At 70.8% G+C, this 26,555-nt stretch carries 25 protein-coding genes and 1 pseudogene; 12 read left to right on the top strand and 14 right to left on the bottom strand.

What is annotated here, in order from left to right; translation table 11 throughout:
• Positions 1-70 precede the first annotated feature (70 nt).
• Together G6R20_RS15395 and G6R20_RS15390 are read right to left on the bottom strand one after the other, a co-directional pair.
• A complete protein-coding gene (locus tag G6R20_RS15395) occupies positions 71-826 on the bottom strand; it encodes a dienelactone hydrolase family protein (protein WP_240341503.1) in 756 nt (251 codons plus the stop codon).
• Between the two features lie 113 nt (positions 827-939).
• A complete protein-coding gene (locus G6R20_RS15390) occupies positions 940-2,709 on the bottom strand; it encodes a putative PEP-binding protein (RefSeq protein WP_163376889.1) in 1,770 nt (589 codons plus the stop codon).
• Between the two features lie 140 nt (positions 2,710-2,849).
• Between G6R20_RS15390 and G6R20_RS15385 the strand changes: the two genes are divergently transcribed.
• From G6R20_RS15385 to G6R20_RS15350, 8 genes are all read left to right on the top strand, one after another.
• A complete protein-coding gene (locus G6R20_RS15385) occupies positions 2,850-3,617 on the top strand; it encodes a DeoR/GlpR family DNA-binding transcription regulator (protein WP_163376888.1) in 768 nt (255 codons plus the stop codon).
• Entirely contained in the window at positions 3,614-4,573 is a 960-nt protein-coding gene (locus tag G6R20_RS15380; RefSeq protein ID WP_163376887.1) for a 1-phosphofructokinase family hexose kinase, read from the top strand. The genes G6R20_RS15385 and G6R20_RS15380 overlap by 4 nt, the downstream gene beginning before the upstream one ends.
• Before the next feature lie 111 nt (positions 4,574-4,684).
• Positions 4,685-6,760 carry a fructose-specific PTS transporter subunit EIIC gene (locus G6R20_RS15375; RefSeq protein ID WP_163376886.1) on the top strand — a complete coding sequence of 692 codons (2,076 nt, stop codon included), beginning with the start codon at positions 4,685-4,687 and terminating at the stop codon, positions 6,758-6,760.
• Between the two features lie 64 nt (positions 6,761-6,824).
• Positions 6,825-7,082, top strand: a complete 258-nt coding sequence (locus tag G6R20_RS15370; protein WP_096906493.1) for an HPr family phosphocarrier protein — start codon at positions 6,825-6,827, stop codon at positions 7,080-7,082.
• Positions 7,079-7,990, top strand: a complete 912-nt coding sequence (locus tag G6R20_RS15365; RefSeq protein WP_163376885.1) for an NAD(P)H-binding protein — start codon at positions 7,079-7,081, stop codon at positions 7,988-7,990. Before G6R20_RS15370 ends, G6R20_RS15365 begins: the two co-directional genes overlap by 4 nt.
• Before the next feature lie 146 nt (positions 7,991-8,136).
• Entirely contained in the window at positions 8,137-9,351 is a 1,215-nt protein-coding gene (locus G6R20_RS15360) for a 12-oxophytodienoate reductase (protein WP_163376884.1), read from the top strand.
• Positions 9,352-9,450: 99 nt separating this feature from the next.
• Entirely contained in the window at positions 9,451-9,942 is a 492-nt protein-coding gene (locus G6R20_RS15355; RefSeq protein ID WP_163376883.1) for a carbonic anhydrase, read from the top strand.
• Between the two features lie 139 nt (positions 9,943-10,081).
• Positions 10,082-10,600, top strand: a complete 519-nt coding sequence (locus G6R20_RS15350) for a DUF308 domain-containing protein (RefSeq protein ID WP_240341502.1) — start codon at positions 10,082-10,084, stop codon at positions 10,598-10,600.
• A 204-nt stretch (positions 10,601-10,804) separates the two neighbouring features.
• Here G6R20_RS15350 and G6R20_RS15345 read toward each other — a convergent pair whose 3' ends face one another.
• The 9 genes from G6R20_RS15345 to G6R20_RS15305 form a co-directional block, all read right to left on the bottom strand.
• Positions 10,805-12,229: an MFS transporter gene (locus tag G6R20_RS15345; RefSeq protein ID WP_163376881.1), complete on the bottom strand. Its 1,425-nt coding sequence runs from the start codon at positions 12,227-12,229 to the stop codon at positions 10,805-10,807.
• A gap of 263 nt (positions 12,230-12,492) precedes the next feature.
• Complete coding sequence (locus G6R20_RS15340) at positions 12,493-13,056, bottom strand: dihydrofolate reductase family protein (RefSeq protein ID WP_067713098.1); 564 nt, start codon at positions 13,054-13,056, stop codon at positions 12,493-12,495.
• 123 nt (positions 13,057-13,179) lie between these two features.
• Positions 13,180-14,571, bottom strand: coding sequence for an NAD(P)/FAD-dependent oxidoreductase (locus tag G6R20_RS15335; protein ID WP_205475907.1), 1,392 nt, complete (start codon positions 14,569-14,571; stop codon positions 13,180-13,182).
• Between the two features lie 117 nt (positions 14,572-14,688).
• Entirely contained in the window at positions 14,689-15,378 is a 690-nt protein-coding gene (locus G6R20_RS15330) for a phosphatase PAP2 family protein (RefSeq protein ID WP_069388386.1), read from the bottom strand.
• A gap of 87 nt (positions 15,379-15,465) precedes the next feature.
• On the bottom strand, positions 15,466-15,855 hold the full coding sequence (locus G6R20_RS15325) for a CBS domain-containing protein (RefSeq protein ID WP_067713106.1): 390 nt from the start codon (positions 15,853-15,855) through the stop codon (positions 15,466-15,468).
• A 52-nt stretch (positions 15,856-15,907) separates the two neighbouring features.
• Positions 15,908-16,258, bottom strand: coding sequence for a transcriptional regulator (locus G6R20_RS15320; RefSeq protein ID WP_067713109.1), 351 nt, complete (start codon positions 16,256-16,258; stop codon positions 15,908-15,910).
• A complete protein-coding gene (locus tag G6R20_RS15315; RefSeq protein WP_067713112.1) occupies positions 16,255-17,739 on the bottom strand; it encodes a DUF1538 domain-containing protein in 1,485 nt (494 codons plus the stop codon). Before G6R20_RS15315 ends, G6R20_RS15320 begins: the two co-directional genes overlap by 4 nt.
• A gap of 127 nt (positions 17,740-17,866) precedes the next feature.
• Positions 17,867-18,547, bottom strand: coding sequence for an ABC transporter ATP-binding protein (locus G6R20_RS15310; protein ID WP_067713178.1), 681 nt, complete (start codon positions 18,545-18,547; stop codon positions 17,867-17,869).
• A 161-nt stretch (positions 18,548-18,708) separates the two neighbouring features.
• Positions 18,709-19,761: an FtsX-like permease family protein gene (locus G6R20_RS15305; RefSeq protein ID WP_163376879.1), complete on the bottom strand. Its 1,053-nt coding sequence runs from the start codon at positions 19,759-19,761 to the stop codon at positions 18,709-18,711.
• A 168-nt stretch (positions 19,762-19,929) separates the two neighbouring features.
• Here G6R20_RS15305 and G6R20_RS15300 point away from each other — a divergent pair, with 168 nt between their 5' ends.
• Both G6R20_RS15300 and G6R20_RS18865 read left to right on the top strand, forming a co-directional pair.
• Positions 19,930-21,222 (top strand): sensor histidine kinase, encoded by a 1,293-nt coding sequence (locus G6R20_RS15300; protein WP_163376878.1) that lies wholly within the window; start codon positions 19,930-19,932, stop codon positions 21,220-21,222.
• Positions 21,219-21,851 (top strand): response regulator transcription factor, encoded by a 633-nt coding sequence (locus tag G6R20_RS18865; RefSeq protein WP_163376877.1) that lies wholly within the window; start codon positions 21,219-21,221, stop codon positions 21,849-21,851. Before G6R20_RS15300 ends, G6R20_RS18865 begins: the two co-directional genes overlap by 4 nt.
• Here G6R20_RS18865 and G6R20_RS18860 read toward each other — a convergent pair.
• Complete coding sequence (locus tag G6R20_RS18860) at positions 21,799-22,011, bottom strand: hypothetical protein (RefSeq protein WP_275898264.1); 213 nt, start codon at positions 22,009-22,011, stop codon at positions 21,799-21,801. The genes G6R20_RS18865 and G6R20_RS18860 overlap by 53 nt on opposite strands.
• On the opposite strand from G6R20_RS18860, the pseudogene tal reads away from it, so the two are divergent.
• A pseudogene (gene tal, locus G6R20_RS15290) lies at positions 21,973-22,770 on the top strand (transaldolase); the annotation flags it as partial. The gene G6R20_RS18860 and the pseudogene tal overlap by 39 nt on opposite strands.
• A gap of 247 nt (positions 22,771-23,017) precedes the next feature.
• Positions 23,018-23,536 (top strand): CGNR zinc finger domain-containing protein, encoded by a 519-nt coding sequence (locus G6R20_RS15285; protein ID WP_163376876.1) that lies wholly within the window; start codon positions 23,018-23,020, stop codon positions 23,534-23,536.
• A gap of 776 nt (positions 23,537-24,312) precedes the next feature.
• Here G6R20_RS15285 and G6R20_RS15280 read toward each other — a convergent pair.
• Both G6R20_RS15280 and G6R20_RS15275 read right to left on the bottom strand, forming a co-directional pair.
• Positions 24,313-25,329 (bottom strand): phosphotransferase family protein, encoded by a 1,017-nt coding sequence (locus G6R20_RS15280; protein WP_163376875.1) that lies wholly within the window; start codon positions 25,327-25,329, stop codon positions 24,313-24,315.
• On the bottom strand, positions 25,326-26,549 hold the full coding sequence (locus G6R20_RS15275; protein ID WP_063935502.1) for an acyl-CoA dehydrogenase family protein: 1,224 nt from the start codon (positions 26,547-26,549) through the stop codon (positions 25,326-25,328). The genes G6R20_RS15280 and G6R20_RS15275 overlap by 4 nt, the downstream gene beginning before the upstream one ends.
• Between the last annotated feature and the right edge of the window lie 6 nt (positions 26,550-26,555).

Here is a 26,555-nt window from a genome sequence, read left to right as displayed (position 1 = left end):
CGTGACGGGCGGGAGTAACCGAGGGGCCGTGAGGGCCGCGGTGGGCCGGGGGTCTCCGTCCGGGCTCAGCTCATTCGCCGTGGCGCGCGAGGCGCCGTGCCAGGTGCTCGCGCAGGTCCTCGAAGTGCCGTTCCGCGGCGGTCTCGTCGTACATCGACGTATCCGCCATCGAGTACCCGTGGGGGGCACCGGGGTAGACGTCCTGGTCCAGGGGCACACCGGATTCCCGGGCCAGGGACGCGATGACGTCCATCCCTTCCCGCGGCATCGACGGGTCGTCGTCAGCGTGACGCAGGAGGACGGCGGCCCGGGTGGTCGCGAGACTCAGGTGGGGACTGTCGCTCTCGTCCGTCGCCAGCCCGCCGCCGTGGAATCCCCCGACGGTGGCGACGCGGTCCGTGTGGTCCCCGCCCGCGCGCAACGCGAGTCGCGCTCCCATGCAGTAGCCGATGACCCCCACGTCGCCGGTGACCCCGGGCAGCGTCAGCAGCGCGTCCAGGTAGGCGGCGGTGTCCGGTCGCGACAGGTCCGAGGTGAGTCCCTCCCTCAGAGGGAATACCTTCGCGATGTAGCCGTCCCGCTCGCCCGGTTCGCGTAGATCGACGGTCGGGGCCAGGTCGTCGACGGTGCCGGAGCGGTAGAAGACGTTCGGCGCGAGGACGACGTAACCCCAGCTCGCGATGCGATCCATCATCGTGCGTATCTGCGGCCTCAGACCGACGATGTCCGGGAACAGCAGCACGCCCGGCACGTCGTGCTCGGCGGTCTCGGGCCGCGAGACGAACGCCTCCGCGGTGCCGTCCGCCGTGTCGATGGTCAGGTCCACAGTCGAATCCCTTCCGTCGTCATCGACGGTACCTCCGCGATCCGGGCACCACAGCCCGGTCGCGCAGAGCGGGACGGTCGCACCGAGCGGGACGGCCGCGCCGAGCGGGACGGTCAGCTCCGGGCGGCCAGCACCGCGTCCCTGGCCTCGAGCGCCGTGTCACTGTCCAACGCCAGGGCCGCGAGCTCCCGGCACTGCTCGAGGGTGACCCCTGCCAGAGCCGCCCCGACGAACGGCAGCGCGGCGGTGGCCACGGAGAGCGAGCTGACTCCGAGCCCCAGCAGGACGCACGCCAGGTTGGGGTCCGCCGCCGCCTCACCGCACACCCCGACCGGGATCGTGCGACCGTCCGGCGACCGGCCCGCGGCCTCGGCAACCGCCCGGATGAGCCGGAGCACGGCGGGTTGCCAGGGGTCGGTGAGGGCTGCCAGGTCGGACGACATCCGGTCGGCGGCCATGACGTACTGCGTGAGGTCGTTGGTGCCGATCGACAGGAAGTCCACGTGCGGGAGGAACCTGTCGACGGCCACCGCGACCGACGGCACCTCGACCATGATCCCGGGGGTCAGGCCGCGCCGACGGCACCGGTCGGCGAAGTCGCGGGCCTCGTCGACGGTGGCGACCATGGGGGCCATGACCCACGGTGAGGACTGTGCCCCGCCCACCCGGCGGCCGGCCGCGGCGAGGGCGTCGAGCTGCCGGTCCAGCAGCCCGGGGTCGATGAGGTCCACGCGGATGCCGCGGACGCCCAGAGCGGGGTTGTCCTCCTCGGTCATGCCCGCGAACGCCAGCGGTTTGTCCGAGCCCGCATCGAGGGTCCTCGTGACGACCCGGCCGTCCGGGAATGCGGCCAGGACCCGGGCGTAGAGGTCGACCTGCTCGTCGTGGGTCGGTTCGGCGGCCCGGTCGAGGAACGCCAGCTCGGTGCGGAACAGGCCGATCCCGCCGGCCGGGCCCGACGCCGCGTTCTCGGCCCCCTCACCGTCCTGGACGTTGGCCAGCAGGCGCACGGCGTGCCCGTCGGCCAGCACGGCGGGGCCGCTCCAGTCGGCGGCGGCGGCCCGGGCGCGCCGGTCCGCCTCGGCCGCCGCTCGGGCCGGGCCCTCCTCGGGATCGACGGTGACCGTGCCCGCGGCGGCGTCCACCAGCACGTCGGCGCCGTCGGCGATCGCGGCGAGTCCCCCGGCGGCGACCATGCACGGGATGCCGAGCTGCCGGGCGATGATCGCCGTGTGTGAGGTGGGCCCGCCGTGCTCGCAGACGATCGCCAGCACCATGGCCGGGTCGAGCCCGGCGGTGTCCGCCGGGGCGAGGTCGTCGGCCATGAGCACGCCCGGCGCGTCGAAGTCGGGGACGCCCGGTTCGGGCAGGCCGCGCAGCTCGGCCACCACGCGCGCGCAGATGTCGCGGAGGTCGGTGATGCGTTCGGCCTGCCGACCGCCGACACGCGCGAACATCGCGGCGAAGGTCTCCGTGGCCGCCACCGCCGCGGCCTCGACCGCCACGCCCTTCTTCAGTTCCTTGACCACCGCCTTGGCCCAGCCACGGTCCCGGGCGAGGACGGCGTTGGCGGACAGGACCTCTGCACTGACGCCGGTGGCGAGGGCGGCCCGTTGATCCAGTCGGTCGGCCACGGTCCGGGCCGCTGCGACGAAGCGTTCGCGGCCCTTCTCGATCTGCGCCTCGTCCGGCGCACCCGCTGCCTCGGCTCCCGTCGCCGTCCCGGTTCCCGCCGCGCCCGCGGCCCCCGGGTCGACCGCCGCGCCCGCGGCCCCCGGGTCGAGGACATCCTGCCTGACGACCCACCGGGCGGGCCCGTAGGCCAGTCCGGCGACCACGCCGGTGCCGCGGATGACCGTCCCGGACTTCGACTGCTGCGTCATGGGAACTCCTAGCGGACCGGACGCCCTCGTCCGGCTCATCGATCGGTTATGTGACGAGAATAACTAAATCGGCTTGACTTTCCAACCGTATCGGGCAGAATCCAACACAATCGGTCACCACAGCGGAGAGGTCGGAGCCCATGTACGGGAGCGAACGACGGCGACACATCACGGAGGCGCTGGCCGCCTCCGGGCGGGTGACCGTCGCCGAACTCGCGGCCGACCTCGACGTGAGTGCCGAGACGATCCGCCGAGACCTGTCGCTCCTGGAATCCGAGGGGCACCTCGAACGCACCCACGGCGGGGCGGTCCCGGCGGTGCCCGGTGGCCGCGTCGAACGCACCCTGGCCGCGCGGCGGTCGGAGAACGTGGACGCGAAGTCCGCGATCGGCCGGGCTGCGTTGCGGCTGCTCCCGGCCGTGGGGGGCGCGGCCCTGCTCGATGCCGGCTCCACCACGGACCGCCTGGCCGAATCGCTGCCCGCCGACCACGGCCTCACCCTCATCACGAACTCGGTCCCCATCGCCGACGGCCTGCACCGCGCGGCGTCGGAGGACCTCCACGTCCTCGGCGGGACGGTCCGCGGCCTCACGGGGGCGTGCGTGGGTCCGTCGGTGCTCCGGGCGCTGGAGTCGATCCGGGTCGACGTCGCCTTCGTGGGCACGAACGGCCTCCACCCCGAGCGCGGCCTCACCACCCAGGACCCGGACGAGGCGGCGGTCAAGAACGCCATGTGCCGGGCGGCCCGCCGGGTGGTGGTACTCGCGGACTCGAGCAAGTTCGGGCACGAGTTCCTGGTCTCGTTCGCCCCGCTGGACGGGGTCGACGTCCTGGTCACCGACGCTCCCCCGCCGGGCCCGCTGGCCTCGGCACTGGACACCCACGGAATCGAGGTCGTGCTGCCATGATCGTCACCCTCACCATGAACCCGTCGGTGGACCGGACCGCGCAACTGCCCGCGCCGCTCACCGTGGGCGGGGTCAACCGCATCGCGGCCGTCGACGACTCCCCGGGCGGGAAGGGCGTCAACGTCGCCCGCGTCCTCACCGGCGGAGGGGTCCGGGCGCAGGCGGTGTTCCCGGCCCCGGCGGACGACCCGTTCGTGACGATGTGCGCCGGGGCAGGCGTCGCGACGTCCGTCGTCCCCGCGCACGGCGCCGTGCGGATCAACCTCACCCTCGCGGACCCCGCCGGAACCACCACCAAGATCAACGCCCCCGGGCCCGAGCTCGACGGCGCCACGATCGACCGGGCCCGCTCCACGATCGCCGCCCTCGCCGGTGACGCGACGTGGGTGGTGCTGTGCGGGTCCCTGCCGCGCGGTGTGCCGGACGACTTCTACGCGGACCTGGTCGGTGCGCTCCGCCCCGCGGGGGCCCGCCTCGCCGTCGACACCTCCGACGCGCCACTGGCCGCCCTCGCGGCACGGCTGCCCGACGCGGCGCCCGACCTGGTCAAACCCAACGGCGAGGAGCTCGGGCAGCTGGCCGGCGTCGACGGCTCCGAGCTGGAGCGTCGCGCCGCCGCCGGCGACACGGACCCCGTGGTGGATGCCGCGCGGGCGTTGCGCGCCCGCGGCGTGGGCGCGGCCCTGGTCACCCTGGGCGGCGCCGGTGCCGTCCTGGTCGACGACGACGAGGCGTGGTTCGCGAACGCTCCTGCCGTGCAGGTCAGATCCACCGTGGGGGCCGGCGACTCCGCGCTCGCGGGATATCTGCTGGCCGAGGCCCGCGGACTCCCGCCGCGGGACCGGCTGGTCTGGGCGGTCCACCACGGCAGCGTCGCCGCCTCACTGCCCGGTACCGGACTGCCGCTGGGCCTCGACCCGACCACCTTCCGCGCCACGGTCCGGCGGCTCGACTGACCCGCCGCACCGGCGTCCTGCACCCGCAGACCGCCTCCCAGCCCCTCTCACCCAGCCCCTCTCACCCAGCCCCTCTCACCCAGCACCCTCGAAAGAACACGGAGCACGGCAATGAACCAGCCGATCATCGAGACCGCCGCGGTGCGGCTCGACGCCGACCTCGGCGCCACCAAACAGGAGGTGATCCGGGCGCTGGCCCGGACCCTCGTCGACGCCGGCCGGGCCGACGATCACGACGCGCTCGTACGCGATCTGTTCGCCCGCGAGGACAAGGCGGCCACCGGTATGAAGGGCGGGATCGCGATCCCGCACTGCAAGTCCGAGGCGGTGTCCGAACCGAGCCTGGCCTTCGCGCGGCTCGACCCGCCCGTGGACTTCGGCGCCAAGGACGGGCCCGCCGACCTCGTGCTGATGATCGGCGCCCCCGCGGGCGGCGGCAAGGAGCACCTGAAGATCCTGGCCACCCTCGCCCGAAACCTGGTGCGCTCCGAGTTCGTGGACTCCCTCCGGTCGGCCGCCACGCCGGACGAGGCGGTCGCGGTCATCGAGGGCGTGCTCAGGCCGGAGGAGAAGACCTCGTCGTCGTCGTCCTCGGCCTCGACCCCCGGCGCGGCATCGGGCGCGGCGCCGGCCCGGGTGGTCGCGGTGACCGCCTGCCCCACCGGTATCGCCCACACCTACATGGCCGCCGACTCGCTCGCCCAGGCCGCGGAGGCGCGCGGCGTCGAACTGCACGTGGAGACCCAGGGCTCGGCCGGGGCCACCCCCCTCGACGCGGCGGTGATCGAGGCCGCGGACGCGGTCGTGTTCGCCACGGACGTCGGGGTGCGCGACCGCGGCCGGTTCGCCGGCAAACCCGTCGTCGAGTACGGGGTCAAGAAGGCCATCGACGCGCCCGACCAGGTCCTCGACGAGGCGCTGGCCGCAGCCCAGGACCCCCGGGCGCGGCGCGTGTCGTCGGACTCCGGCGCCGCCGACGGCGGCTCCGGCTCGGGCGGGTCCGGCTCCGACGAGCACTGGGCTCGCGGTCTGCAGCGCGCCGTCATGACCGGTGTGTCGTACATGATCCCCTTCGTCGCCGCCGGCGGGCTCCTGCTCGCGCTGGGGTTCCTGTTCGCCGGGTACGACGTGGCGTTCGTGTGGGAGGAGCTCGCCACCGGGTTCTCACTCACCGACCTGCCCGGCGAGGTGTGGTACCTCGACGGTGAGATCGTGTCCGCCGGGACCGCCGGGGCCGAGGCCCTCACCCACTCCGGGCTGCGGCTCTACATGGGAGCCGTCCTGTTCGCGATCGGCCAGGCCGCGATGGGCTTCATGATCGCGGTCCTGTCGGGCTACATCGCCTACGGCCTGGCCGACCGTCCCGGCATCGCACCGGGCTTCGTCGGCGGCGCGCTGTCGGCGACCCTCGGCGCCGGGTTCATCGGCGCGCTCGTCACCGGCATCCTCGCCGGCTACCTCGTGCGGTGGATGACCACCTGGAAGACGCCGCGCTGGCTCGCCGGTCTCATGCCGGTGGTCCTCATCCCGCTCATCGGCTCGCTGGCGATCGGCCTGCTGATGTTCCTGCTGCTCGGCCGTCCGCTGGCCTCCCTGACCTCCGCCATGGAGTCGTGGCTGGGCGGCATGACCGGCTCCTCGGTGATCCTGCTGGGCGTCATCCTGGGTCTGATGATGTGTTTCGACCTGGGCGGGCCGATCAACAAGGCGGCGTACACGTTCGCCACGGCCGGGCTGGTCGCCGACAACCCGGCGACGCTGCGGATCATGGCCGCGGTGATGGCCGCCGGCATGGTTCCGCCACTGGCGATGGGCCTGGCGACCGTCGTGCGCAAGCGCCTGTTCAGCCCGGTGGAGCAGGAGAACGGCCGCGCCGCGTTCCTGCTGGGCGCCAGCTTCATCACCGAGGGGGCGATCCCGTTCGCCGCCGCCGACCCGCTCCGCGTCATCCCGTCGATGATGGCCGGTGGTGCTGTGACCGGTGCGCTCATCATGGCGTTCTCGGTCGAGTCGTACGCGCCCCACGGCGGGCTGTTCGTGGTGTTCGCCATCAACCCGGTCTGGGGCTACCTCCTGGCGATCCTCGCCGGCACCCTCGTCGCGTGCGCGGCCGTGGTGGTCGCCAAGACCACCCGCCGCGAGCCCACCCCGGCCCCGGCCGCGGCGGCACAGCCGGTCGCGGCCTGAGGCGCGAGCCTGCACGATGACGGGGGAACCCCCCGGGCCACCCGAATACAACAGAGGAGTCACCATGCCCAGCACCACCGTCACCGTCGGATCGGCCGAGGGCCTCCACGCCCGCCCCGCGGGGATCATCGCCGAGGCCGCCGAGAAGTACGAGACCGACATCGAGATCGCCTACGACGACGAGGAGGCCGACGCCGCCTCCGCGATGCTCATCATGGCGCTCGGCGCCGAGAAGGGCGCCACGGTGACCGTCAGCGGAGAGGACGCCGACGCGGTGGCCGAGATCGCCGCGCTCATCGAGCAGGATCTCGACGCGGAATGACCGTCCTGGTCGTGGGATCCGGCGGGTATCTCGGCTCGCGCCTGGTACCCGCCCTGCTCGATCGCGGTCACCGCGTCCGGGCCGGCGTCACGAACCCCGGCCGTGCCGCGACGCACCCCTGGTCCGATCGGGTCGAGACCGTGCGGTGCGACGTCCTCGACCCGGCGAGTCTCGCGGCCGCCCTCGACGGGGTCGACGAGGTGGTCTACCTGGTCCACCGGATGGGCGGCGGTGCCGACTTCCGCCGCGAGGACGCCGAGGGCGCGGAGGCGATGCGCCAGGCGATGGCCGCCGCCGGCACGGAGCGATGTGTCTACGTCTCCGGACTGGCCCCCTCGGGGGATGACCGGCTGCCGCTCTCGCAACACATGGCGTCGCGGCTCGAGGTGGAATCGCTGCTCTCGGCCGGGCCGACACCCGTGTTCACGCTGCGGGCCGGGGTGATCCTGGGCGCGGGCTCGACGAGTTTCGAGGTCCTCCGCACGCTCTGCGAACTGCTCCCCGTTCAGCCCGTGCCCCGATGGATGCGGCACCGGAGGGTCGAGCCCGTCGCCGAACGGGACGTCGTGGAGGCCCTGTGCCATGCCCTGGACGGTGAGCCCCGGACCGGCCACGCGGACCTCGGCTGCGGGGAGGCCCTGACCTATCCCGCACTGCTCGCGCGCTACTCCCGCATCGCCGGGTTGCCGACGGTGCGCCTCCCCGTGCCCGGGGTGCCGTGGGACCTCGTCGCCGCCGGACTGGCACCCCTGGTGGATCAGGACGGAGCGACGGTCAGTGCGCTGATCGAGAGCCTGCAACACGACATGGTGGTCGGCGATCCCGCCGCGGACCTGTTCCCGGAGGGGTGGCGGATGACCGGGGTCGACGACGCGATCCGGGTCGCGCTCGCGGACGCCGCAGGTTAGGTGGGATGTCCAGCGCGGCCACCGCCGATGCGGCATCCGCCGACCCGCTTAGGTAACCTCGATCACAACTGACACTCGTCAATCCGCGAGAGTCTCGAGATCGAGGCCCGAGACGACCGCCCGAGGAAACAAAGAGGTCGCGCATCATGACGTCGCGTATCGCCACCCCGCCGGTCGCCCCGGGCCGTGAGGCCCTGTTCCGTCCCCTCGAGGTCCGGTCACTCCACCTGGCCAATCGCCTCGTCATGTCCCCCATGACGCGCATGGGATGCCCCGACGGCCTGCCGGACGAGGTCAATCGCGACTACTACGCCGACCGGGCCGCAGGCGGAACCGGGCTCGTCGTCACCGAGGGCATCGGCGTCGACCACCCGACCTCGGTCGACCATTCGTGGATCCCCCGCCTCGACACGCCGGAATCCGTATCGGCCTGGCGTGTGGTCACCGACGCCGTCCACGCCGCCGGCGGCCGGATCATCGCCCAGCTCTGGCACGTCGGCCCGCTCTGGGGCGCGAACGCCCGCTTCGACCGGGCCCACCGCGACCGGCTGATGGAGATGCACCCCATGCGCCCGTCCGGCCGGTGGGGCACCCCGGGTGTCACCACGTACTCCGAGCGGAGCGTCGCCCGCTGGTCGCCCGAGGTGCCGCCGATGACCGACACCGACATCTCCGAGGTCATCGATGCGTTCGCCCGCTCCGCGCGCCTGGCGATGGACGCCGGTTTCGACGGCGTGACGCTGCACGGCGGCCACGGGTACCTGCTCGACGCGTTCGTCTGGGCCGACACCAACCGCCGCACCGACGACTGGGGCGGCGACCTGGCCGCACGCAGTCGCTTCCCTGCCGCGGTCGTGTCCGCCGTCCGCGCCGCGATCGGTCCCGACGCGCCGCTGTTCTACCGCTTCTCCCAGCACACCCAGCAGGACTACACGGTCCGCAAGGCGACCACTCCCGACGAACTGGGCGTCTACCTGGGCGCACTCGCCGAGGCCGGGGTCGATCTGCTCGACGCCTCGACCAGGCGGTTCGGCGACGCGGCATTCCCCGACCTGGGAGGTGACGACGGCGAGGTGACCCTGGCCGGATGGGCCCGCAGGCTCACCGGCCTGCCATCCGGCGCCGTGGGCGGGGTGGGGATCGGGACGTCCCTGCGCGAGCAGAAGTCGGGCAAACCGGCCATCGCCGCGGACAACATCGATGCGGTCGTGGAGTGCATGGAGCGCGGCGAGTTCGACCTCATCTCCGTGGGTCGTCTGCATTTGGCGGATCCGTCGATCGCCGAGGTCCTGCGCACGGCCGGGCCACTGCCGGAGTTCGTGCGCGAGGTCCACGAGATGCCGTTGCGCTCCCCCGCCTGACCTGCCGTGCCGTGGGGGGCATCTGACCCCCCGCGCCGGGTGTCCGGCAGCGCGAGACGAACCCTGGCCGGGCCGCCGAAACGGGACTAGCCTTCGGCCATGACCGTCACCGACGAACTGCTCGAGGCCGCCAAGGCCTACCAGGCCGACTTCGACAAGGGCGACCTGCCCATGCCGCCCGGGCGGAAGATCGCCGTGGTGGCCTGCATGGACGCCCGTCTCAACCCGTACGGACTGCTGGGCCTGACCGAGGGCGACGCGCACGTCCTCCGCAACGCCGGCGGGGTCGTCACCGACGACGTCCTGCGCTCGCTGACGATCAGCCAGCGTCTGCTGGGTACCGAGGAGATCGTCCTGATCCACCACACGGACTGCGGGATGCTCACCTTCCGCGACGACGACCTCAAGGACCAGATCGAGTCCGACACCGGCCTGCGGCCCCGCTGGGCGCCGGAGTCGTTCGCCGAGCCGGAGGCCGACGTACGCCAGTCGATCGCCCGGGTCGAGTCCGATCCGTTCCTGCTGCACAACACGGCTGTCCGCGGCTTCGTCTACGACGTCGGCGAACTGCGCGAGGTCGAGCGCGACTGACGACACGCCACGGGAACGCGGTACGACCGAGATCGGGTAAGTTAAATATTCGTTCACTTTTGGTCGAACCTCCCCCTCCAGCCCGATCGGAGCCCCCGCCGTGTCCGCACCAAGTCACGCGTCCGCAACCACCCGCACCGTGAATCCGTTTCGCGTCGCGTTGTTGATCGGCGGCCTCATCGCCGCCGGTTTCGGCATCGCGGTCCTGTTCTGGCCCGTGAAGACCGCCCTCGCAGTGACCGGGCTGCTCGCCGTGTACGCGATCGTCTCCGGAATCGTGTACATCGCGGTCGCGGTCATCGCCGGATGGCAGAGCACGGGTAGCAGGATCGGGCACGCGCTCCTCGGCCTACTGTTCGTCATCGCCGGCGCCTACGCGTTCGCTTCGCTGGAGGAATCCGCTGTCTTCCTCGCCCTGTTCGTCAGCGTCATGGTCGGCGTCATGTGGATCGTCGAGGGCTTCACCGCACTGTTCACCCTCGGCGAGACCGGTTCCACCGCGGTGACGATCCTCTTCGCGATCATCTCCGTCCTCGCCGGGTTCGCGCTGCTCAGCACCCCGGTGTGGGGCGCGGGGTTCCTCTGGTGGCTCTTCGCGATCTCCCTCGTCGTCCTCGGCGTCCTCAACGTGGCCCGCGCTTTCCCACTGAGGGGCTGAGCGGCGGCCGCGCTCTCGGCCCCGCCGGGCGCCGTCGGTGAAAACCTCGTCGTCGCCCCCCACCCATCCGCGACCGCAACCATCCAGACGACACGAGACCCCGGGACCACATCGGTCCCGGGGTCTCGTGTCGCGGGGTCGTGCCTTCCCGGGGTCTTGCCGTCGCGGTCGGGTCGGCCCCGCGGGGTCAGACCGACCGGGTACTCAGTTCGTCCGGATGCCCGACTCGTCCGAGTACATGGACGTCTTGCTGGTCTCGGGGGCGAGGATCAGCGAGATGATGGTGAGCACGCTCAGGCCGACCAGGTAGTAGCCGACGTAGGCGACCGAGTAGTTCTGCACCAGCCACACCGCGACGAACGGGGTCAGCGCCGCGCCCAGGATCGCGGAGAAGTTGTACGCCACTCCCGAGCCCGTGTAGCGCGTGTGGGTGGGGAACAACTCGGGAAGCACCGCGGACATCGGCCCGAAGGTCAGCCCCATGAGCATCATGCCGACGCACAGGAAGAGCAGCATCCGCACCACGTCAAGGTCCTCGCCCGTACCCATCGCGTCCGGGTCGAGCCACCAACCGAAGCTCAGGCCGAACAGGATGATGGCGGCGGTGACGCCGATGAGCATCCGACGGCGGCCCAGCTTGTCGGCCAGCAGGCCGGCCACCGGGACGAACGCGGCGAACAGCAGGATCGCGATCACCTGGATGATGAGGAACGACTGGTAGCCGTAGCCGAGCCCGCCGGCGTCCGCGCCGCCGATCGCGAACGACAGGATCCACGTGGTCATCAGGTAGAACAGGCCGTACGTGGCCAGCATGATGAACGTGCCGAGGATGATCTCCCACCAGTTCCTGCGGAACACCTCCGAGACCGGGGTCTTGACCCGCTCGTTGTTGGCGATCGCCCGGGCGAAGACCGGCGTCTCCTCGATGCGGAGCCGTACGTAGAGGCCGACGGCGACCATCACGATCGACAACAGGAAGGGCAGACGCCAGCCCCACACCAGGAACGGGTCGCCCAGTTCCGCGGCGGTGGAATCGTACGAGAACCAGATCGTGAGCAGCAGGAAGATGCCGTTGGCGAGGATGAAGCCGAACGGCGCGCCGAGCTGCGGCCACATGGCGGCGAACGCGCGCTTGCCCGGTTGCGCCGTCTCCGAGGCCAGGAGCGCGGCACCCGACCACTCGCCACCCAGGCCGATGCCCTGGAAGAAGCGCAGGATCGTCAGCATCGCCGGCGCCCAGAGACCGATCTGGTGGATCGTCGGCAACAGGCCGATGAGGAACGTCGCGATACCCATGGTCAGTAGCGCGCCGACCAGGGTGACCTTCCGGCCGAGACGGTCCCCGTAGTGACCGAAGACGATGGACCCGAGCGGCCGCGCGATGAACGCCGTACCGAAGGTGGCCATCGAGGCCAGCAACGCGGTGCCCGGGTCACCGCCCGCGAAGAACAGCAGCGGGAAGACCGATACCGCGGCCGTCGCGAAGATGTAGAAGTCGTAGAACTCGATCGTGGTCCCGATGAGCGAGGCGAGGATGATCCGGCGCCGGGGCACCGGCTCGGCCGAGATCGTCTCGGGGACCGCGGTACCCGTCCCGTGGGGCCCTGTGGACCCGTCCGGCGTTGCCATGTTCCTCCTAGGACGTCTGAACGGCGCATCGACTGTCGACCACCGACCGTCGACCGCGACAAGCGTAGGCGGCCAGGTGATGTGGGTCACCCTGACCGGTGGTGGCTGTGCACGTGGCACAGATCAGCCCGTCGATTTTCGCGATCGCTGCGCACGGTGTCCAATCCCACCCCCGCCGCCGGGGCGTGCGGGGGTGGTGCGGGCGGTGCGGCGCGCGGGCGATGCGGCGCGCAGGGGTCGTGCGGGTGATGCCGTGCGCCGGGTCAGCGTGTCCGGTAGTGCGAGTAGGCGGTCCCGCCGGCGAAGACGCGGTGGGCGGCGAGCTCCAGGTCCAGCGTCGTGTCCGGGGGCAGCGCGCGCAGTCCGCCGCCCACGACCCTGGGGACGACGAACAACCGGAGATCCGAGACCAGCCCCGCGCGGATCGCCGCGCCGGCCGTGGTGGGTCCGAAGATCTCCACCTCGCCCGGCGCCTCATCGACGATGCGGCGCAGAGTGTCCAGGTCGAGTCGCGGGACGAGGCGATCACGATCGGACACGAGGTCGTTCGCGGTCAGTCTCGAGGACACCACGGTGCGCGGTATCGCCTTCCACCGCTCCGCGAACTCGTGCTCGTCGGGGCTCCACGAGTCGTCCTCCGGTGGGGACAGCCAGTACTCCATCAGCTTGTACGTCCGCCGGCCGAGCACCTCGTGGACGACGGGCCCCAGGCGTTCCACGTGGAACCGGAACACCTCGCCGCTCGGGGCGGACCAGTTGAAGTCGCCACTCGCGTCCGCGGCGTACCCGTCGACCGAGACGGTCGCGGTGTAGGTCAGCGTGCCCATGGCCGTCCTCCAGCCCTTGTCCGTGATGTGGGCGGTCGTGATGAGGGCAGTGTAGTGCCGTGCGCAGGTTCCAGACTGAGCGTTTCCCGCGATTCGGTGTCCGGCGCCCGCGGCGGCGTCGGGTCAGTCGGACACCGCGCGGTCGGCGTCCCGACGCTCCCGCTCCTGCGCCTCGGCGATGGCCTGACGTGCGTAGACCCACCGGGCGGTGGAGTTCAGGTGCGAGCGGTGGTCACCGATGTGCAGCCCCCAGGACAGCAGGGTGATGACGCGGTTCCGGAAGCCGATGAGGAAGGCCAGGTGCACCACCAGCCACAGAACCCAGGCGAGGAAGCCGTGGAGCTCGAGCGGCCCGATCTTGGCCACCGCGCTGTAGCGCGACACCGTCGCCATCGACCCCTTGTCGAAGTACTTGAACGGCGGGCGCTCGGACGGGGACCGTCCCCCCTCGACCTCGCGGACGATCTGCTTGGCGACGTACTTGCCGCCCTGGATGGCGACGGGGGAGACGCCCGGCAGGTTGTCGAGGTTGATCATGTCGCCGATCACGAAGATCTCCGGGTGCCCGGGCAACGAGAGATCGGGATTCACCAGGACGCGGCCCGCCCGGTCCACCTCGGCGCTGGTCTGGTCGGCGAGCATCTGGCCCAGTGGGCTCGCCTGGACGCCGGCCGACCAGATCTTGCAGGTCGAGTCGATCCGGCGGAGCGATCCGTCGGGGTCCTTGACCTCGATTCCGCTGTAGTCCACATCGGTCACCATGGCGTTGAGCTGGATCTCCACACCCAGTTCCTCCAGCCGCCTGCGGGCCGCGTTGCCGAGCTTCGGTCCGAAGGGCGGCAGGACAGACGGGGCGGCATCGATGAGGATGATGCGGGCCCGGCCCGGGTCGATCCGGCGGAAGCTGTTCTTCAGGGTCCGCTGCGCCAGCTCCGCGATCTGTCCGGCCATCTCCACGCCCGTGGGACCGGCGCCGACCACCACGAACGTCAGGAGGCGACGACGTTCCGCGTCGTCCTCGGTCACCTCGGCCTGTTCGAAGCAGCCCATGATCCTGCTCCGCAGTTCCAGGGCGTCATCGATGGACTTCATGCCGGGAGCCCAGCGCTCGAAGTGGTCGTTCCCGAAGTAGGACTGGTTCGCGCCGGCGGCGACGATGAGGCTGTCGTACTCGAGCTCGAAGTCCACGTGCCCGGCGGCCGCGTGGACGGTCCGCGCGGCCACGTCGATCCGGTCCACCTCACCCAGGGCGACGGTGGCGTTCTCCTGGTCGCGGAGGACCAATCGGATGGCGGGTGCGATCTCTCCGACCGACAGGATCCCGGTCGCCACCTGGTACAGCAGGGGCTGGAAGAGATGGTGGCCGGTCCTGGCGACCAGGGTGACGTCCACGTCCGCCTTGTCGAGGGCGCGGGCGGCGGCGAGGCCCCCGAAACCCGACCCGATGATGACGACGCGGTGGCGACGATCCGCCGGGGTCCGAGCACCCGTCACCGGATGAGAGTTCATGGTCATGGCGCCTCCTCGACCCACTACTGTCCGGGCTCCGAGCCCTGCGGGGCCCTCTCCCGCCGATCCTAGACCGGCCGAACGGACCGGGGTCCCGAGCCGCCAAACCCTGCCGGGCCGGTGTCAGACCCAGTCCGCGAGCGTCGGCGCGTACCGGTGGAGCACGCGGGTCACGAGTAGCAGGATCACCGCGAGGATCCCGACCCACAGCAAGGTCAGACACCAGCCCGCGAGGACGTCGCTGGGGAAGTGGACCCCCAGGTAGACGCGGGACGCGCCGACCGCGAGGACGTAGACCACCGCCACCGCGAGCGCGGCCCACCGGTACCGGCTGCCCCAGGTCAGGACGACCAGCGGCGCCGCGAGCGACATCGACCCCATCGCGTGCCCACTGGGGAAGGAGAAGGTGTTCTCCGCCGACAGGTGCTCCCAGAAATCCGGGCGCGATCGCTCGAAGGCCGGCTTGAGGGCGACGTTGAGCCTGGACGACCCGTACACCGCGGCCAGCACGAGGAAGGCGCCCCCGAATCTGCGCAGGACGCACAGCAGCAGCGCGATCACGACGGAGGCCGCGAGCACGAACTGTCCGCCGAGGTAGCTCGCGGTCTCCGCCGCGGCCGTGAGCCAGGGCGTCGTCGCCCCGTGCACCCACATCATCACCGGCCGGTCCAGGGAGACGGTCTCGTCGTCGGAGACGGCGAACGCCAGCCCGGCGAAGACCGCCAGGAGGACCAGGAGGAACCCGGCGCCCGCCGCCGGTGCCCTCCACCGGGACGCCCCGGGGGAGGGCCGGGTGCCGTCGTCGATGGTCATCGCCCCAGCGTAGGGACGCGCACCGGGAAAATCAGGAAAAACTACCGACGCTGTGTGGCCGCCCCCCGGCCCCGGCTCGGTCGCGGCTCAGGCGAGCTCGTCGATCAACCGGGAGATGATGTCGTTCATCGCCAGCAGCCCGACGAGGTCGTTACCGCGGACCACGACCAGACGGTTCAGGTGGTACCGGTCCATTAGAGTGGAAGCCTGGTTCACCGACAGGTCCTCGCCCACCGTGACAGCCGGTTTCACCGCGGCGTCGTAGACGTTGAGCAGGTCCACGTCGCCCTCCTCCGCCACGACGACGCGCAGCAGTTCGTTGTAGCTCAGCAGGCCGTAGGCGTCGTGGGGATGCTGCCGCTCCACCACGAGACTCTTGACCCGATTGGCGCGCATCTCCGTCAACGCCTCGCGGAGAGTGGCGTAGGGGGAGACGGTGACCACGTCGGGCACCATGACTTGTCGGACGGTCAGCATGGGGTCCTCCTGGAGGGTTCGTGTCGGGATGGGGCGTAGGGTGCCGGGCGGTTCAGGTGTCCTCCCGGCGCATGAACTCCTCGAACTTCACCAGCTGCCGGGCGTCGATCCCGGTCAGGTGCTCGACGGGAACGTTGAAGGCGATGCCTCGGGAGTTGTCCCCGTCGACCAGGATCTCGTGCAGGGCCTTGAGGATCGGGGTGGCCAGGTGCGTCCCCACGACCATGAGGAGAACCGACTGGGAGCCCTCGAAGGTCAGGCCGAAGAAGGTCTTCTTCTCCTCCCCTCCGATCCCCTTGCCGTCCAGAATGGTCACCCCGGTAGCGCCGGCGCGCTGGGCTATCTCGATGGCGGTGTCCTCCAGGTCAGGCGGGGCGATGACGACGACGGCCGTGAACTTCATGACGGTTCCTTCCGCAGGCGGGGGATTTTCTCCAGGACGAGTGCGTACAACAGGACGGAGATGATCGGGAAGATCGAGGCGAAGGCGATCAGCCCGAACCCGTCGACCAGGGCGCTTCGGCCCTCGATCGCACTGGCCAAGCCGATCCCCAGCGCGGTGACCAGTGGCACCGTGACCTCCGAGGTGGTGACCCCGCCGAGGTCGAAGGCCAGGGCGACGATGTATTTGGGAGCCAGGGCCACCAGTGCGATCACGACCGCGTAGGAGACCATGATGAAGTAGTGCAGCGGCGCGCCGACGAGGATGCGGTACACCCCCAGGGTGATGCCGACCGCGACCCCGGAGGCGACGACCAGTCGGATGGCGGTGGCGTTGATCCCGGCCGGTGACACGTGTGCGGCCTGTCCGGCAATGGCCAGCAGCGCCGGTTCGGCCATGGTGGTGGCGAAGCCGATGAGCAGCGCGAAGAGCAGGATCAGAACCGGTACGTCGAGTCCGATGAGCTGTTCTGCCATCTGTGTGCCCAGCGGGAATAGCCCCATCTTCAGGCCGACCACGAAGGCGTAGAGCCCCACGAGGACCATGACGAACCCCACCGCCACCCGCAGCGGGTGGGACAGCCGGCGACGCAGCGCGACGTACTGGAAGAACAGGACCACGAGCACCATGGGAGCCACGTCGCGGACCATCTCCGCCAGGCCCACCACGTGCTCCAGCCACCAGGGGACACCGTCGGACTGCTGCGCTCCCGGGGCCGGTTCCCCGCCGCCGCCACCGAACGTGTACACCCAGATCCCGTAGAGCTGCACACCGATCATCGGCACCATCACGCACAACGCCACCAGACCGAAGCCGTCCGTCAGAGCACTGCGTCCACGGATCGAGTTCGCCAGCCCGATCCCGATCGCGGCGATCAGCGGCACCGTCACGACGTTGGTGGTCACCCCGCCGGAGTCGTAGGCCAGACCCACGATCTCCGGCGGGGCCACGAACGTGGCCGCCAGAACCACCACGTAACCGCCGATCAGAATCCGGTGGACCGCCCAGCCCCGCAGCACGCGCAGGATGCCCACGACGAGCACGAGCCCCACGGATACCGCGATGACGACCCGCAGCACGATCCCGTTGATCCGCCCCTCGCTGATCAGCTCCGCCTGCTCCGCCACGGCGATCAGGGCCGGTTCGGCCACGACCGCGGCGAAACCGATGAAGAAGCCGAAGGCCAGTAGCAGCCCCAGGGCCCCGCGGCGCGTGAACTGGTTGGCGAGGTTCTTTCCCACCGGGAACACGCTGAGGTCCAGCCCCTGGAGGAACAGGGCGATGCCGACACCCACGATCAACAGACCGGCCACCAGCTGCAGAGGATCTTCCGGCATCCGGCGGAAGACCAGCAGCTGAAAGGCCACCACCACCGCCACGATGGGCAACAGGTTCCTCAGCGCCTTGCGGAACTCCTGGGCGAAGTGGCTGAGATGCTCCATCGCGGCTGGGGTCCTCTTCCGGTGTCGGTGTCGACAGGCGGGCTGGATCCCAGTCTCCCGCAGGGCGTCGCGGGCGTGGGCGAAACCGCCGCGCCCGCTGACCGCGGGGGTGCGTCCTTCCGGGTGATCAGTGCGTGACGGCGCCGTCGACCAGGTGGACCTGCGCGTCGCACCGGGCCGCCATCGTGGCGTCGTGCGTGACGAGCATCAGTGCCACGTCGAGCTCGCGCGCGGTACCGAGCAGGAGGTCTATGACGACCCGACCGGACGCGGAGTCCAGCGCACTCGTCGGTTCGTCGGCGAGCAGGAGCGACGGCCCGCTCATCAGGGCGCGCGCCACGGCCACCCGCTGCCGCTGCCCGCCGGACAGCGCCCCGACCGACCGGTCCGCGGCGTCACCCAGTCCCACCACGCCGAGCAGCTCGTCGGCGCGCTCGCGGGCGTGGAGCCGTCGGGCGCGGGACGGCCGCGACCCCAGCCACACCATGGCCTCGAGCTGTTCCCGGGCCGTGAGCGACTCGATGAGGTTGGCCTGCTGGAACACGATGCCGATCTCGCGTCGGCGCAGCTCGGCCCCCCGGCGCGCGTCCACCGCGGCCAGGTCCACCGCCCCGTCCCCGGTCTCCAGCCACACGTGCCCGGAGTCCGGTCGGGCGAGCGTTGCGGCGACGGCGAGCAGGCTCGACTTCCCCGATCCCGAGGGGCCGGTCACCGCGAGGCTGCGGCCCCGCCCGATCGAGAGCGAGACGTCGTCGACGGCGGTGACCCTGCCGTGGCCGTCGGGGAACGTCAGGACGACGTTCTCCATCCCGAGGGCGGTCGGGACGGGCGCGGTGGTCACGGGGGCATCGTGGAGGGCGGTACGGGTCAGTGCGGTACGGGGCATGGCGGTTCTCCTGGTGGTGGGTCGCGGTGAGGACGCCGGGGTCGACGACGACGAGGTGAAGCAGGTGCCGGACTCGGAGCCGTTCATCGGGCCGCCCCCAGTGCCGAGTTGGGGTCGGCGGTCAGCACGGGCCGCAGTGAGACGGCGGCGCCCGCGAGGCCGAGCACGGCGAGCAGCGCGGCCGGCACGAGGGTGGTCCCGGCCGAGACGACGAACGGCACGGTGCCGCCGACTGCCAGGCCGACCAGGGCGGCGATCCCGACCCCGCCCGCGACGCCCACGGCCAGGACGACCGCGGCCTGGCCGACCGAGTCGCGGACGACCGCGGCGGTGGACGCCCCGAGCGCCTTGAGCACGGCGACGTCACGACGGCGCTGCATCCCCCAGACGGCGAAGAACGCGCCCACGACCAGCGCGGTGACGGCGAGGAGCATGGTGGTCATCGTGCTCAGCGAGGTGTTCTCGGCGCGGTGCGAGGGCAGTGCCCCGACGAGTCCGTCGGCCTCGACCAGCGTGAGGCCGGCGTCGGAGGCGACGGCCTCCGGGTCGACGTCCGCCGCCACGGCCACGGTGGTGGCGGCCCCGCCGCGCGGAGCGAGCGAGTGCCAGGTGTCGAGGTCGGTGACGACGACAGGGGTGTGCGAATGCCAGAGATCACCGGTGTGTCCGGCGACCGCCAACGCGCTGCCCCCGAGGCTGATCACGCCGACGTCGGCGCCCACCTCGTCGTCGACACCGTCGGAGACCAGGACCTCCCCCGGCGCCGGTGGCGCCACCGATCCCACCTCGTCGGCCAGTCCCACGGCGACGACGGAGACGCCGGTCTCGGTACCGTCGTCCAGGGTGATCCGGGCGAGTCCCACCGGGACGGCCGACGGGTCCCCGGCGGCCACGGCGGCCACCTGGTCGGCGGTGAGTGCGGCGCGGTCGAGGTCGACGGCGCCGGAGTCGTCGGCGGGAAGGACGAAGCCGGAGCCGTCCGCGCCGAGCGCCCGGAGCGCGGACACGCTCTGGTGCGCCAGCCCGGCGGTCAGGCCGAGCAGGCCCGCCACCAGGACGGACAGCATCAGTACGACGCCCGTGATGAGGGCGAAGCGCCACCGCGCCGTGCGGAGCTCGCGGAGTGCGAAGAACATGGGGTCCCTTTCGTGGGGTCTACCTGTCGTGGAGGTCTGCCTCCAGGCTCGTCCCGCCGACGCCGCACCGGATCGGCCACGAGGGTGGTTCCGCGGCGTCGAACGGTGGGGCCGGCCTCCATCGTTCGATGGATGCCGGGTGCCCCACCGGCGACTAGCGTCGACCGGATGATCCCCGCGCCCGCGTCCGCCGCCGCGCCTGCCCCTGCGCCGACCACCGCCGCCGAGCTCCCGCCCGAGTCGGCGGGGGTGCGTGCGGTGTTCGCGCAGCTCCAGGTGGCGCTGCACACGTTGGTGGCCGCACTGCTGGCCCTCACGTTGGTCAGCGCGCACCGGGACACCTCCGGCATGCCCGATCCGCCGGCGGTCGCCGCCGCCGTGGGGTTCACGGTCGTGTACGTCGCGGGGACGGTGTGGGCGCGCCGTCGCCCGACGACCGCCGCCGTCCGGGCCGGTTGGCTGGTCGCGGTCCTGGCGTTGTGGGCGTGCCTGGTGGTCCGGGTTCCCGAGGCCGCCTACCTGGTATTTCCTCTGTTCTTCCTGGTCCAGTTCCTGCTCGGCGTGTGGGCCGGCACCGCGGCGGTGGCGGCGCTGGCCGCCGTGGCGGTCATCGCCCTGGGCCTGCATCACGGGTTCACTCCCGCCGGGGTCATCGGCCCGACGGTGGGAGCGCTCGTGGCCCTCGGACTGGGGGCCGGTGTGCGGGCACTGCACCGCGAGTCCCAGGCCCGGCGGGAGGTGATCGCCGAGCTCGTGGCCACCCGCTCGGCGCTCGCCGCGCGGGAACGGGAGGTGGGCCGGGAGGCCGAGCGCGCGCGACTGGCCGGGGAGATCCACGACACCATCGCGCAGGGGCTTGCGAGCATCGGGATGCTGCTGCACGCGGCCGAGCGCACCGCGCCGTCTAGCCCCGCCGTCGACCAGATCCGCCTGGCCCGCGAGGTGGCGGGCGAGAACCTCACCGAGACGCGCAGGCTCATCGCCGCCCTGCGGCCCGCGCCGCTCGACGGCGTGTCGCTGGCCGGGGCGCTGGGCCGTGTGGCCGCGAGGTGCCGGGCCGAGAATCCCGGGCTCGAGGTGTCGGTGGCCACCGAGAACGCCGGCGAGCACGCCACCGAGTCCTCCACCGAGCCGCCGGCGGAGCTCGCCGCGGTGCTCGTCCGGGTAGCGCAGGAGGCGCTGGCGAACGCCGTGCGGCACGGTGCGCCGCAGCGGATCACACTGACCCTGTCCGGCTCCCCCACCGCCGTGGTCCTGGAGATCGCCGACGATGGCCGCGGTTTCGACGTCGCCGCCCCGCGCACCGCCGCCTCGTTCGGGCTCGACGGCATGGCGCGGCGGGTGGGCGACCTGGGCGGGCGGTTCGAGGTCGACTCCGAGCCGGGGTCGGGCACGGTGGTCCGTGCCGAGCTACCGATGTGGGAGATAGCGCCCGGAACCCGGTCGGGGGACGAGAGATGACGACGACGAGGACGCGTGTCCTGATCGCGGACGATCACGCGGTGGTGCGAACCGGGCTGCGTGCACTGCTCGCCGCCGATCCCGCGATCGAGGTGGTCGCCGAGGCGGCGGCGGCCGGCGCTGCCGTGGAGCGGTGCCGGATCGGGGACGTGGACGTGGTGTTGATGGACCTGCGGTTCGCGGGGGATGCCACCGCCGGTGTGCTGGCCACCGCCGCGATCCGCGACCTGGCCGACCCTCCGCAGGTGTTGGTGCTGACGAGCCACGACACGGACGCGGACATTCTCGGCGCCATCGAGGCCGGGGCCTGCGGTTATCTGCTCAAGGACGCCGGCCCTGACGAGCTGTTGGGCGCGGTGCGCGCCGCCGCCGCCGGCGAGAGCGCGCTGTCCCCCACTGTCGCCGCGCGGTTGATCAGCCGGATGCGCGACCCGCGGCCGGTGCTGACCGAGCGGGAGGCGGAGGTCCTGCGCGCCGTCGCCACCGGGGCGACCAATCGGCAGGCCGCCGCGTCGCTGCACGTGTCGGAGGCGACGGTCAAGACCCACCTCGTCCACGTCTTCGACAAGCTCGGCGTCACCTCGCGGACCGCGGCGGTGGCGCGGGCACGTGAGCTGGGCCTGGTGTGAGGGTCTCGTACATGCGGATCGCCACGGCGGCCGCCGACACCGCGCTGACCACGGCGGCGGCCCACACCGCGGCGTGCATCCCCATGGCGTCGGCGACGATCCCCCCGAACACCGCGCCGACCGCGTAACCCAGGTCGCGCCACACGCGGTAGTGGCTCACGATGCCGAGGCCACGGTGGCACAGGCGAAGGAGCTGTGGCAGATCGTGGACCGACCCAACCTGCTGATCAAGATTCCGGCCACCACGGCCGGACTGGAGGCGATCAGTCGGGTACTGGCCGAAGGCATCAGCGTGAACGTCACACTGATCTTCTCTGTCGAGCGCTACACACAGGTCGTTCAGTCCTACCTGGACGGTCTGGATGCCGCCGCCCTGGCCGGCCACGACCTGTCGTCCATCCACTCCGTGGCGTCGTTCTTCGTCTCGCGGGTCGATACCGAGGTCGATGCCAGACTCGAGGCCATCGGCACACCGGCCGCGCTGGCCCTGAAGGGCCAGGCCGCGCTGGCCAATGCCTGGCTGGCCTACGCCGAGTATCAGCAGCACTTCGAGAGCTCCGACCGGCTCCGGAGCCTGGCCGACCGCGGCGCCCGACCGCAGCGGCCGGTGTGGGCGTCCACCGGCGTGAAGGACACGCGGTACAGCGACACCCTCTATGTCAGTGAGCTGGTCGCACCGGCGACGGTCAACACGATGCCGACGGCGACCATGGAGGCGTTCGCCGACCACGGAGTCATTTCTTCGGAATCGAGCACCACAAGGTTTGCCGAGCCTGCAGCGCTGTTCGAGGCGCTCGGTGAGGTCGGGATCGACATGAATGACGTCTTCGCTCAGCTTGAGCGCGAGGGCGTCGCCAAGTTCGACACGGCCTGGAATGAACTGATCACAGCGATGGGCGCACAACTAGCGTCTCGGTGACGACGCGCGGGCTCGAGCCTGCGGCATGCCGGAGGTCTGCGCGATGGGCACGCCTCCGCGGCGGATGCGACGGGCCCCGCAGGAGCAGGACTCGTAGACGATGACGCCCTCACTGGTCGAATGCCGCGAATCGCCCACCCACCTGTGATCGACGTCGAGGACGCACTCCGCCCCCACGGCGTGGGGGCGAATCGTTGAACGCGTGTTGTCGGCTTTCCGCATACGTTGACGATGGTGCAATGGGTCGGTGCAGTTCAACCATGACAATATGACCGGTCCGCTCCTTGCCGGCGAGCTCGCTTCTCTCGCCGGCCGCGGCTGGGATACCCAGGCAGCCGCAGCGGCACTACACAAGTTCGAAGTGCGCGACCCTGCACTCTCCCGTGCACAGTCGCACCAGCTTCTCGAGTGGTCGCATGGATTACGAGAGCCGTTCGAGGCTGGCGACGTCGAATCGACCTGCGCAGCAATTAACTGCCTCCTGGAGGCAGCGACCTCAAGGGCCTTTCTGAGTACCCATGACGGGATGAAGCCCCATCTCCACTTCACGGCCGATCACGATGATGCTGTCGCGCGGACCAAGGCGATCACCGCGGGCGGCCTGGCGATCTTCGCGGTGGAGTCCGCAGGCGGTCGGCTCGGCGCATGCAACCGGCATGGTTGCCCGGAGGCCTTCGTCGACACCAGCCGCAACGGGCGACGGGCTTATTGCAGCGCCCGATGTGGCAACTACGAGGCCGTCAGGCGGCACAGGTCCGCCATCTGAGGACTGGACTGTGGACCCACTTGGTGAATATGCCCCCCGGTCAATCCGAGATGCCGATCCAGCCCGATAGCGCAAAGCTTCGGCGGAAGCTACTGCCGGGCACGGCGAAAATTGAGACTGCCAACCGGGGCAAAGCGATAGATGAAACCGGCCGTGGAACGAATGCCGGGCCTACGCGAATATGGTTTGCCGTCAATTGTTCACCTATCGGGTTCCCATGGTTTTGTGGCGGTCGACCGAGGCACACTTCGCGAGGTCCGCCCGTTGGGTAGCGCTAGTTCGCATTCGGCCTTGACCCTGCCAGACGAGAATCGCAGCGAGAGGTGCGGCACGGCCAACGCGGGGGGCGGGTCCGAGTATCCGGTCCACCATGATCACCGCCCACGGCATCCAGGCGGCACTGCACCAGGTGTGCGGTACCCGGCGGCGACTTGAGGTGATCGACCGTCCACGCACGAGCTGGAAAACCCTCGCGACCCCGCAGATGTCCTCAACAGGCTATTCGCCGCAGTCGCGACGGTGACTAAGAGTCGAGAGGGGAGAGCGCCCAACGTAATCAGCGCCCAACGTAATCATTGACGACCTCGTGCCATCCCGGCGCGGCCTTCACCGCTGGCGGCCGTCTGATATTCGGCGGCATCTCCAAACGGTGCCGTACACGTCTTGAGCGGACACCTAAGTGCCAGGCCCGCGGTGAGGGCGATACCGATACCAGGCGGGCAGAGTCACGAGGTCAGCCCTGAAGGGGCAGCCACTCCTCCCTGCCCGCCGTCAATCTAGCCCGCTTCGTCGAGCACCGTGTGCGCGCAGGTCACGAGCTCGTCGACCGCCCCCGCCGGTATGTGCCCCATCGCCGTGAGGTTGCGTGAGTCGTCGAGCTGGCGCCGGCGGACCCCCTCGAGGATGATCGCAAGCTTCCACAGGCCGAGACCATGCCAGAAGGGCACATCCGAGACATCGCGCCCCGACACCTCGGCATAGTGCTCGACGAGCTCGGTCCGAGTCGCGAAGCCAGGCACGGTCGAGGCATCGAATCGCATCGTGGGCGGGTCCCCCGCCTGGGGCCAGTAGGCGAGCAGGGTCCCGAGGTCGGCAAGCGGGTCGCCGAGTGTGGCCAGCTCCCAGTCGAGGATCGCCCGCACCTGCGCGTCGTCCGGGTCGACGATGACGTTGCGTAGATGGCTGTCGCCATGCACGAGGGTGATCTCACCGGGCGCCGGCTCGCGCTCGCGCAGCCGGGCCGTCAGCCGGTCGAGATCGGCGAGATCGCGGGTGCGGGAGAGCTCCCACTGCCCGCTCCACCGGCGCAGCTGGCGCGCGGCGTAAGGCTTGCGGCTCGCGAGGTCGTCGAGACCGACTTCCTCCAGGTCGACAGCGTGGATGCGTGCCAGGGTTTCCGCCAGAGACAGCCCCACAGCGTGCCGAGCAGCCGCGGAGAGCCGCTCCGCATCCGCTCGATCATCGAGCACCAGCCCGTCGACGAAGGACACTACGAGTACCGGACGGTCGGCGACCGCCGGGGCCTCGCACAATCCGTGGACGACAGGCAAGGGCACCCGCGTGTCCTGGAGAGCCGAGAGAATCCGGTGCTCCCGCGCGACATCATGCGCGGAGGCGAGGATCTCGCCCATCGGTGGACGGCGTAACACCAACCGGCGACCCCTGACGTCTGTCGCCAGGTAGGTCAGGTTGGACTGACCCAAACCCACACGTTCGTAGGTCAACGGCTGCTCGACCTCCACTCGCTCGGCGAGCCACTCCGTCATCGCCTCCGTGTCGATGCCCTCGATCACTTCTTCCGCCCCCACTCGGGATCGCGCCGACGGTACTCGCGACGCGCGATGGTCATCTTGTGCACCTCGTCCGGACCATCGGCGAGACGCAGGGTGCGCATATGGGCGTACCAGAGCGCGAGAGGGAAGTCGTCGCTCACGCCGCCGCCGCCATGCACCTGGATGGCGCGGTCGATGACCTTCAACGCGACAGCTGGAGCCGCGACCTTGATCGCGGCGATCTCCGTGCGCGCCACCTTGTTGCCGACGGTGTCCATCATGTGTGCCGCCTTCAGGGTGAGCAGGCGGGCCATCTCGATCTCGATGCGCGATTCGGCGACCCAATCCATGATGTTGGCCCGGTTCGCCACCGGCTCGCCGAACGTCACCCGCGACTGTGCGCGGTCGATCATCAGGTCGAGAGCACGCTCGGCCACACCGATCGCTCGCATGCAGTGATGGATACGACCCGGGCCGAGTCGTGCCTGGGAGATCATGAAGCCATCCCCCTCGCCGGCGAGAAGAGCGGAGCGGGGCACGCGCACATCGGTGAACGTCACCTCCGCATGACCTTCCCGATCCATGTACCCGAAGACCGGGAGACCGCGTTCGATCTTCACTCCCGGGGTGTCGAGGGGGACCACCATCATCGACTGCTGCCGGTGAATGGGGGCGTCTGGATCGGTTTTGCCCATGACGATCATGACCTTGCAGTTCTTGTGCAAGGCGTTCGACGTCCACCACTTGCGCCCGTTGATGACATACTCGTCACCATCGCGCTCCATGCGGGTCTCGATGTTGGTCGCGTCGGAGCTCGCGACGGCGGGCTCGGTCATGGCGAACGCGGAGGCCATCTCGCCCGCGAGAAGCGGCCGCAGGTACTTCTCTTTGTGCTCCTCGGTGCCGAAGAGGGTGAGCACCTCCATGTTGCCGGTGTCCGGGGCGTTGCAGTTGATGGCCTCGGGTGCGATCTCGAGGCTGCGGCCGGTGATCTCGGCCAGGTGCGCGTACTCGAGGTTGGTCAGGCCCGGTCCCCACTCCGGATGCGGGTGGAACAGATTCCACAGACCCTGGCTACGAGCCTCGGCCTTGAGGTCTTCGAGCACCTGCGGCTGGTGGTTCGCGTCGTTTGATGCACGCATCTGCTCGTGGTAGACGCTCTCCGCGGGATAGACGTGCTCTTCCATGAAGGTGAGGAGACGGTCGCGGTAGTCCTGTCCGCGCTCGCTGAGTTCAAACATCGTGGT

Origin of the sequence: Dietzia sp. Alg238-R159 (assembly GCF_900537145.1) — a bacterium.
Classification (GTDB): domain Bacteria; phylum Actinomycetota; class Actinomycetes; order Mycobacteriales; family Mycobacteriaceae; genus Dietzia; species Dietzia kunjamensis.
This window is presented reverse-complemented; position numbering and strand designations above follow the sequence as displayed.

Coding starts and splice junctions, on each gene's coding strand:
- G6R20_RS18865 (WP_163376877.1), top strand. CDS start 21,219: ATGACGACGACGAGGACGCGTGTCCTGATCGCGGACGATCACGCGGTG.
- G6R20_RS15390 (WP_163376889.1), bottom strand. CDS start 2,709: ATGACGCAGCAGTCGAAGTCCGGGACGGTCATCCGCGGCACCGGCGTG.
- G6R20_RS15345 (WP_163376881.1), bottom strand. CDS start 12,229: ATGGCAACGCCGGACGGGTCCACAGGGCCCCACGGGACGGGTACCGCG.
- G6R20_RS15330 (WP_069388386.1), bottom strand. CDS start 15,378: ATGACCATCGACGACGGCACCCGGCCCTCCCCCGGGGCGTCCCGGTGG.
- G6R20_RS15380 (WP_163376887.1), top strand. CDS start 3,614: ATGATCGTCACCCTCACCATGAACCCGTCGGTGGACCGGACCGCGCAA.
- G6R20_RS15320 (WP_067713109.1), bottom strand. CDS start 16,258: ATGAAGTTCACGGCCGTCGTCGTCATCGCCCCGCCTGACCTGGAGGAC.
- G6R20_RS15335 (WP_205475907.1), bottom strand. CDS start 14,571: ATGACCATGAACTCTCATCCGGTGACGGGTGCTCGGACCCCGGCGGAT.
- G6R20_RS15360 (WP_163376884.1), top strand. CDS start 8,137: ATGACGTCGCGTATCGCCACCCCGCCGGTCGCCCCGGGCCGTGAGGCC.
- G6R20_RS15385 (WP_163376888.1), top strand. CDS start 2,850: ATGTACGGGAGCGAACGACGGCGACACATCACGGAGGCGCTGGCCGCC.
- G6R20_RS15300 (WP_163376878.1), top strand. CDS start 19,930: ATGATCCCCGCGCCCGCGTCCGCCGCCGCGCCTGCCCCTGCGCCGACC.
- G6R20_RS15370 (WP_096906493.1), top strand. CDS start 6,825: ATGCCCAGCACCACCGTCACCGTCGGATCGGCCGAGGGCCTCCACGCC.
- G6R20_RS15325 (WP_067713106.1), bottom strand. CDS start 15,855: ATGCTGACCGTCCGACAAGTCATGGTGCCCGACGTGGTCACCGTCTCC.
- G6R20_RS15315 (WP_067713112.1), bottom strand. CDS start 17,739: ATGGAGCATCTCAGCCACTTCGCCCAGGAGTTCCGCAAGGCGCTGAGG.
- G6R20_RS15340 (WP_067713098.1), bottom strand. CDS start 13,056: ATGGGCACGCTGACCTACACCGCGACCGTCTCGGTCGACGGGTACGCC.
- G6R20_RS15275 (WP_063935502.1), bottom strand. CDS start 26,549: ATGTTTGAACTCAGCGAGCGCGGACAGGACTACCGCGACCGTCTCCTC.
- G6R20_RS15355 (WP_163376883.1), top strand. CDS start 9,451: ATGACCGTCACCGACGAACTGCTCGAGGCCGCCAAGGCCTACCAGGCC.
- G6R20_RS15310 (WP_067713178.1), bottom strand. CDS start 18,547: ATGGAGAACGTCGTCCTGACGTTCCCCGACGGCCACGGCAGGGTCACC.
- G6R20_RS15375 (WP_163376886.1), top strand. CDS start 4,685: ATGAACCAGCCGATCATCGAGACCGCCGCGGTGCGGCTCGACGCCGAC.
- G6R20_RS15365 (WP_163376885.1), top strand. CDS start 7,079: ATGACCGTCCTGGTCGTGGGATCCGGCGGGTATCTCGGCTCGCGCCTG.
- G6R20_RS15305 (WP_163376879.1), bottom strand. CDS start 19,761: ATGTTCTTCGCACTCCGCGAGCTCCGCACGGCGCGGTGGCGCTTCGCC.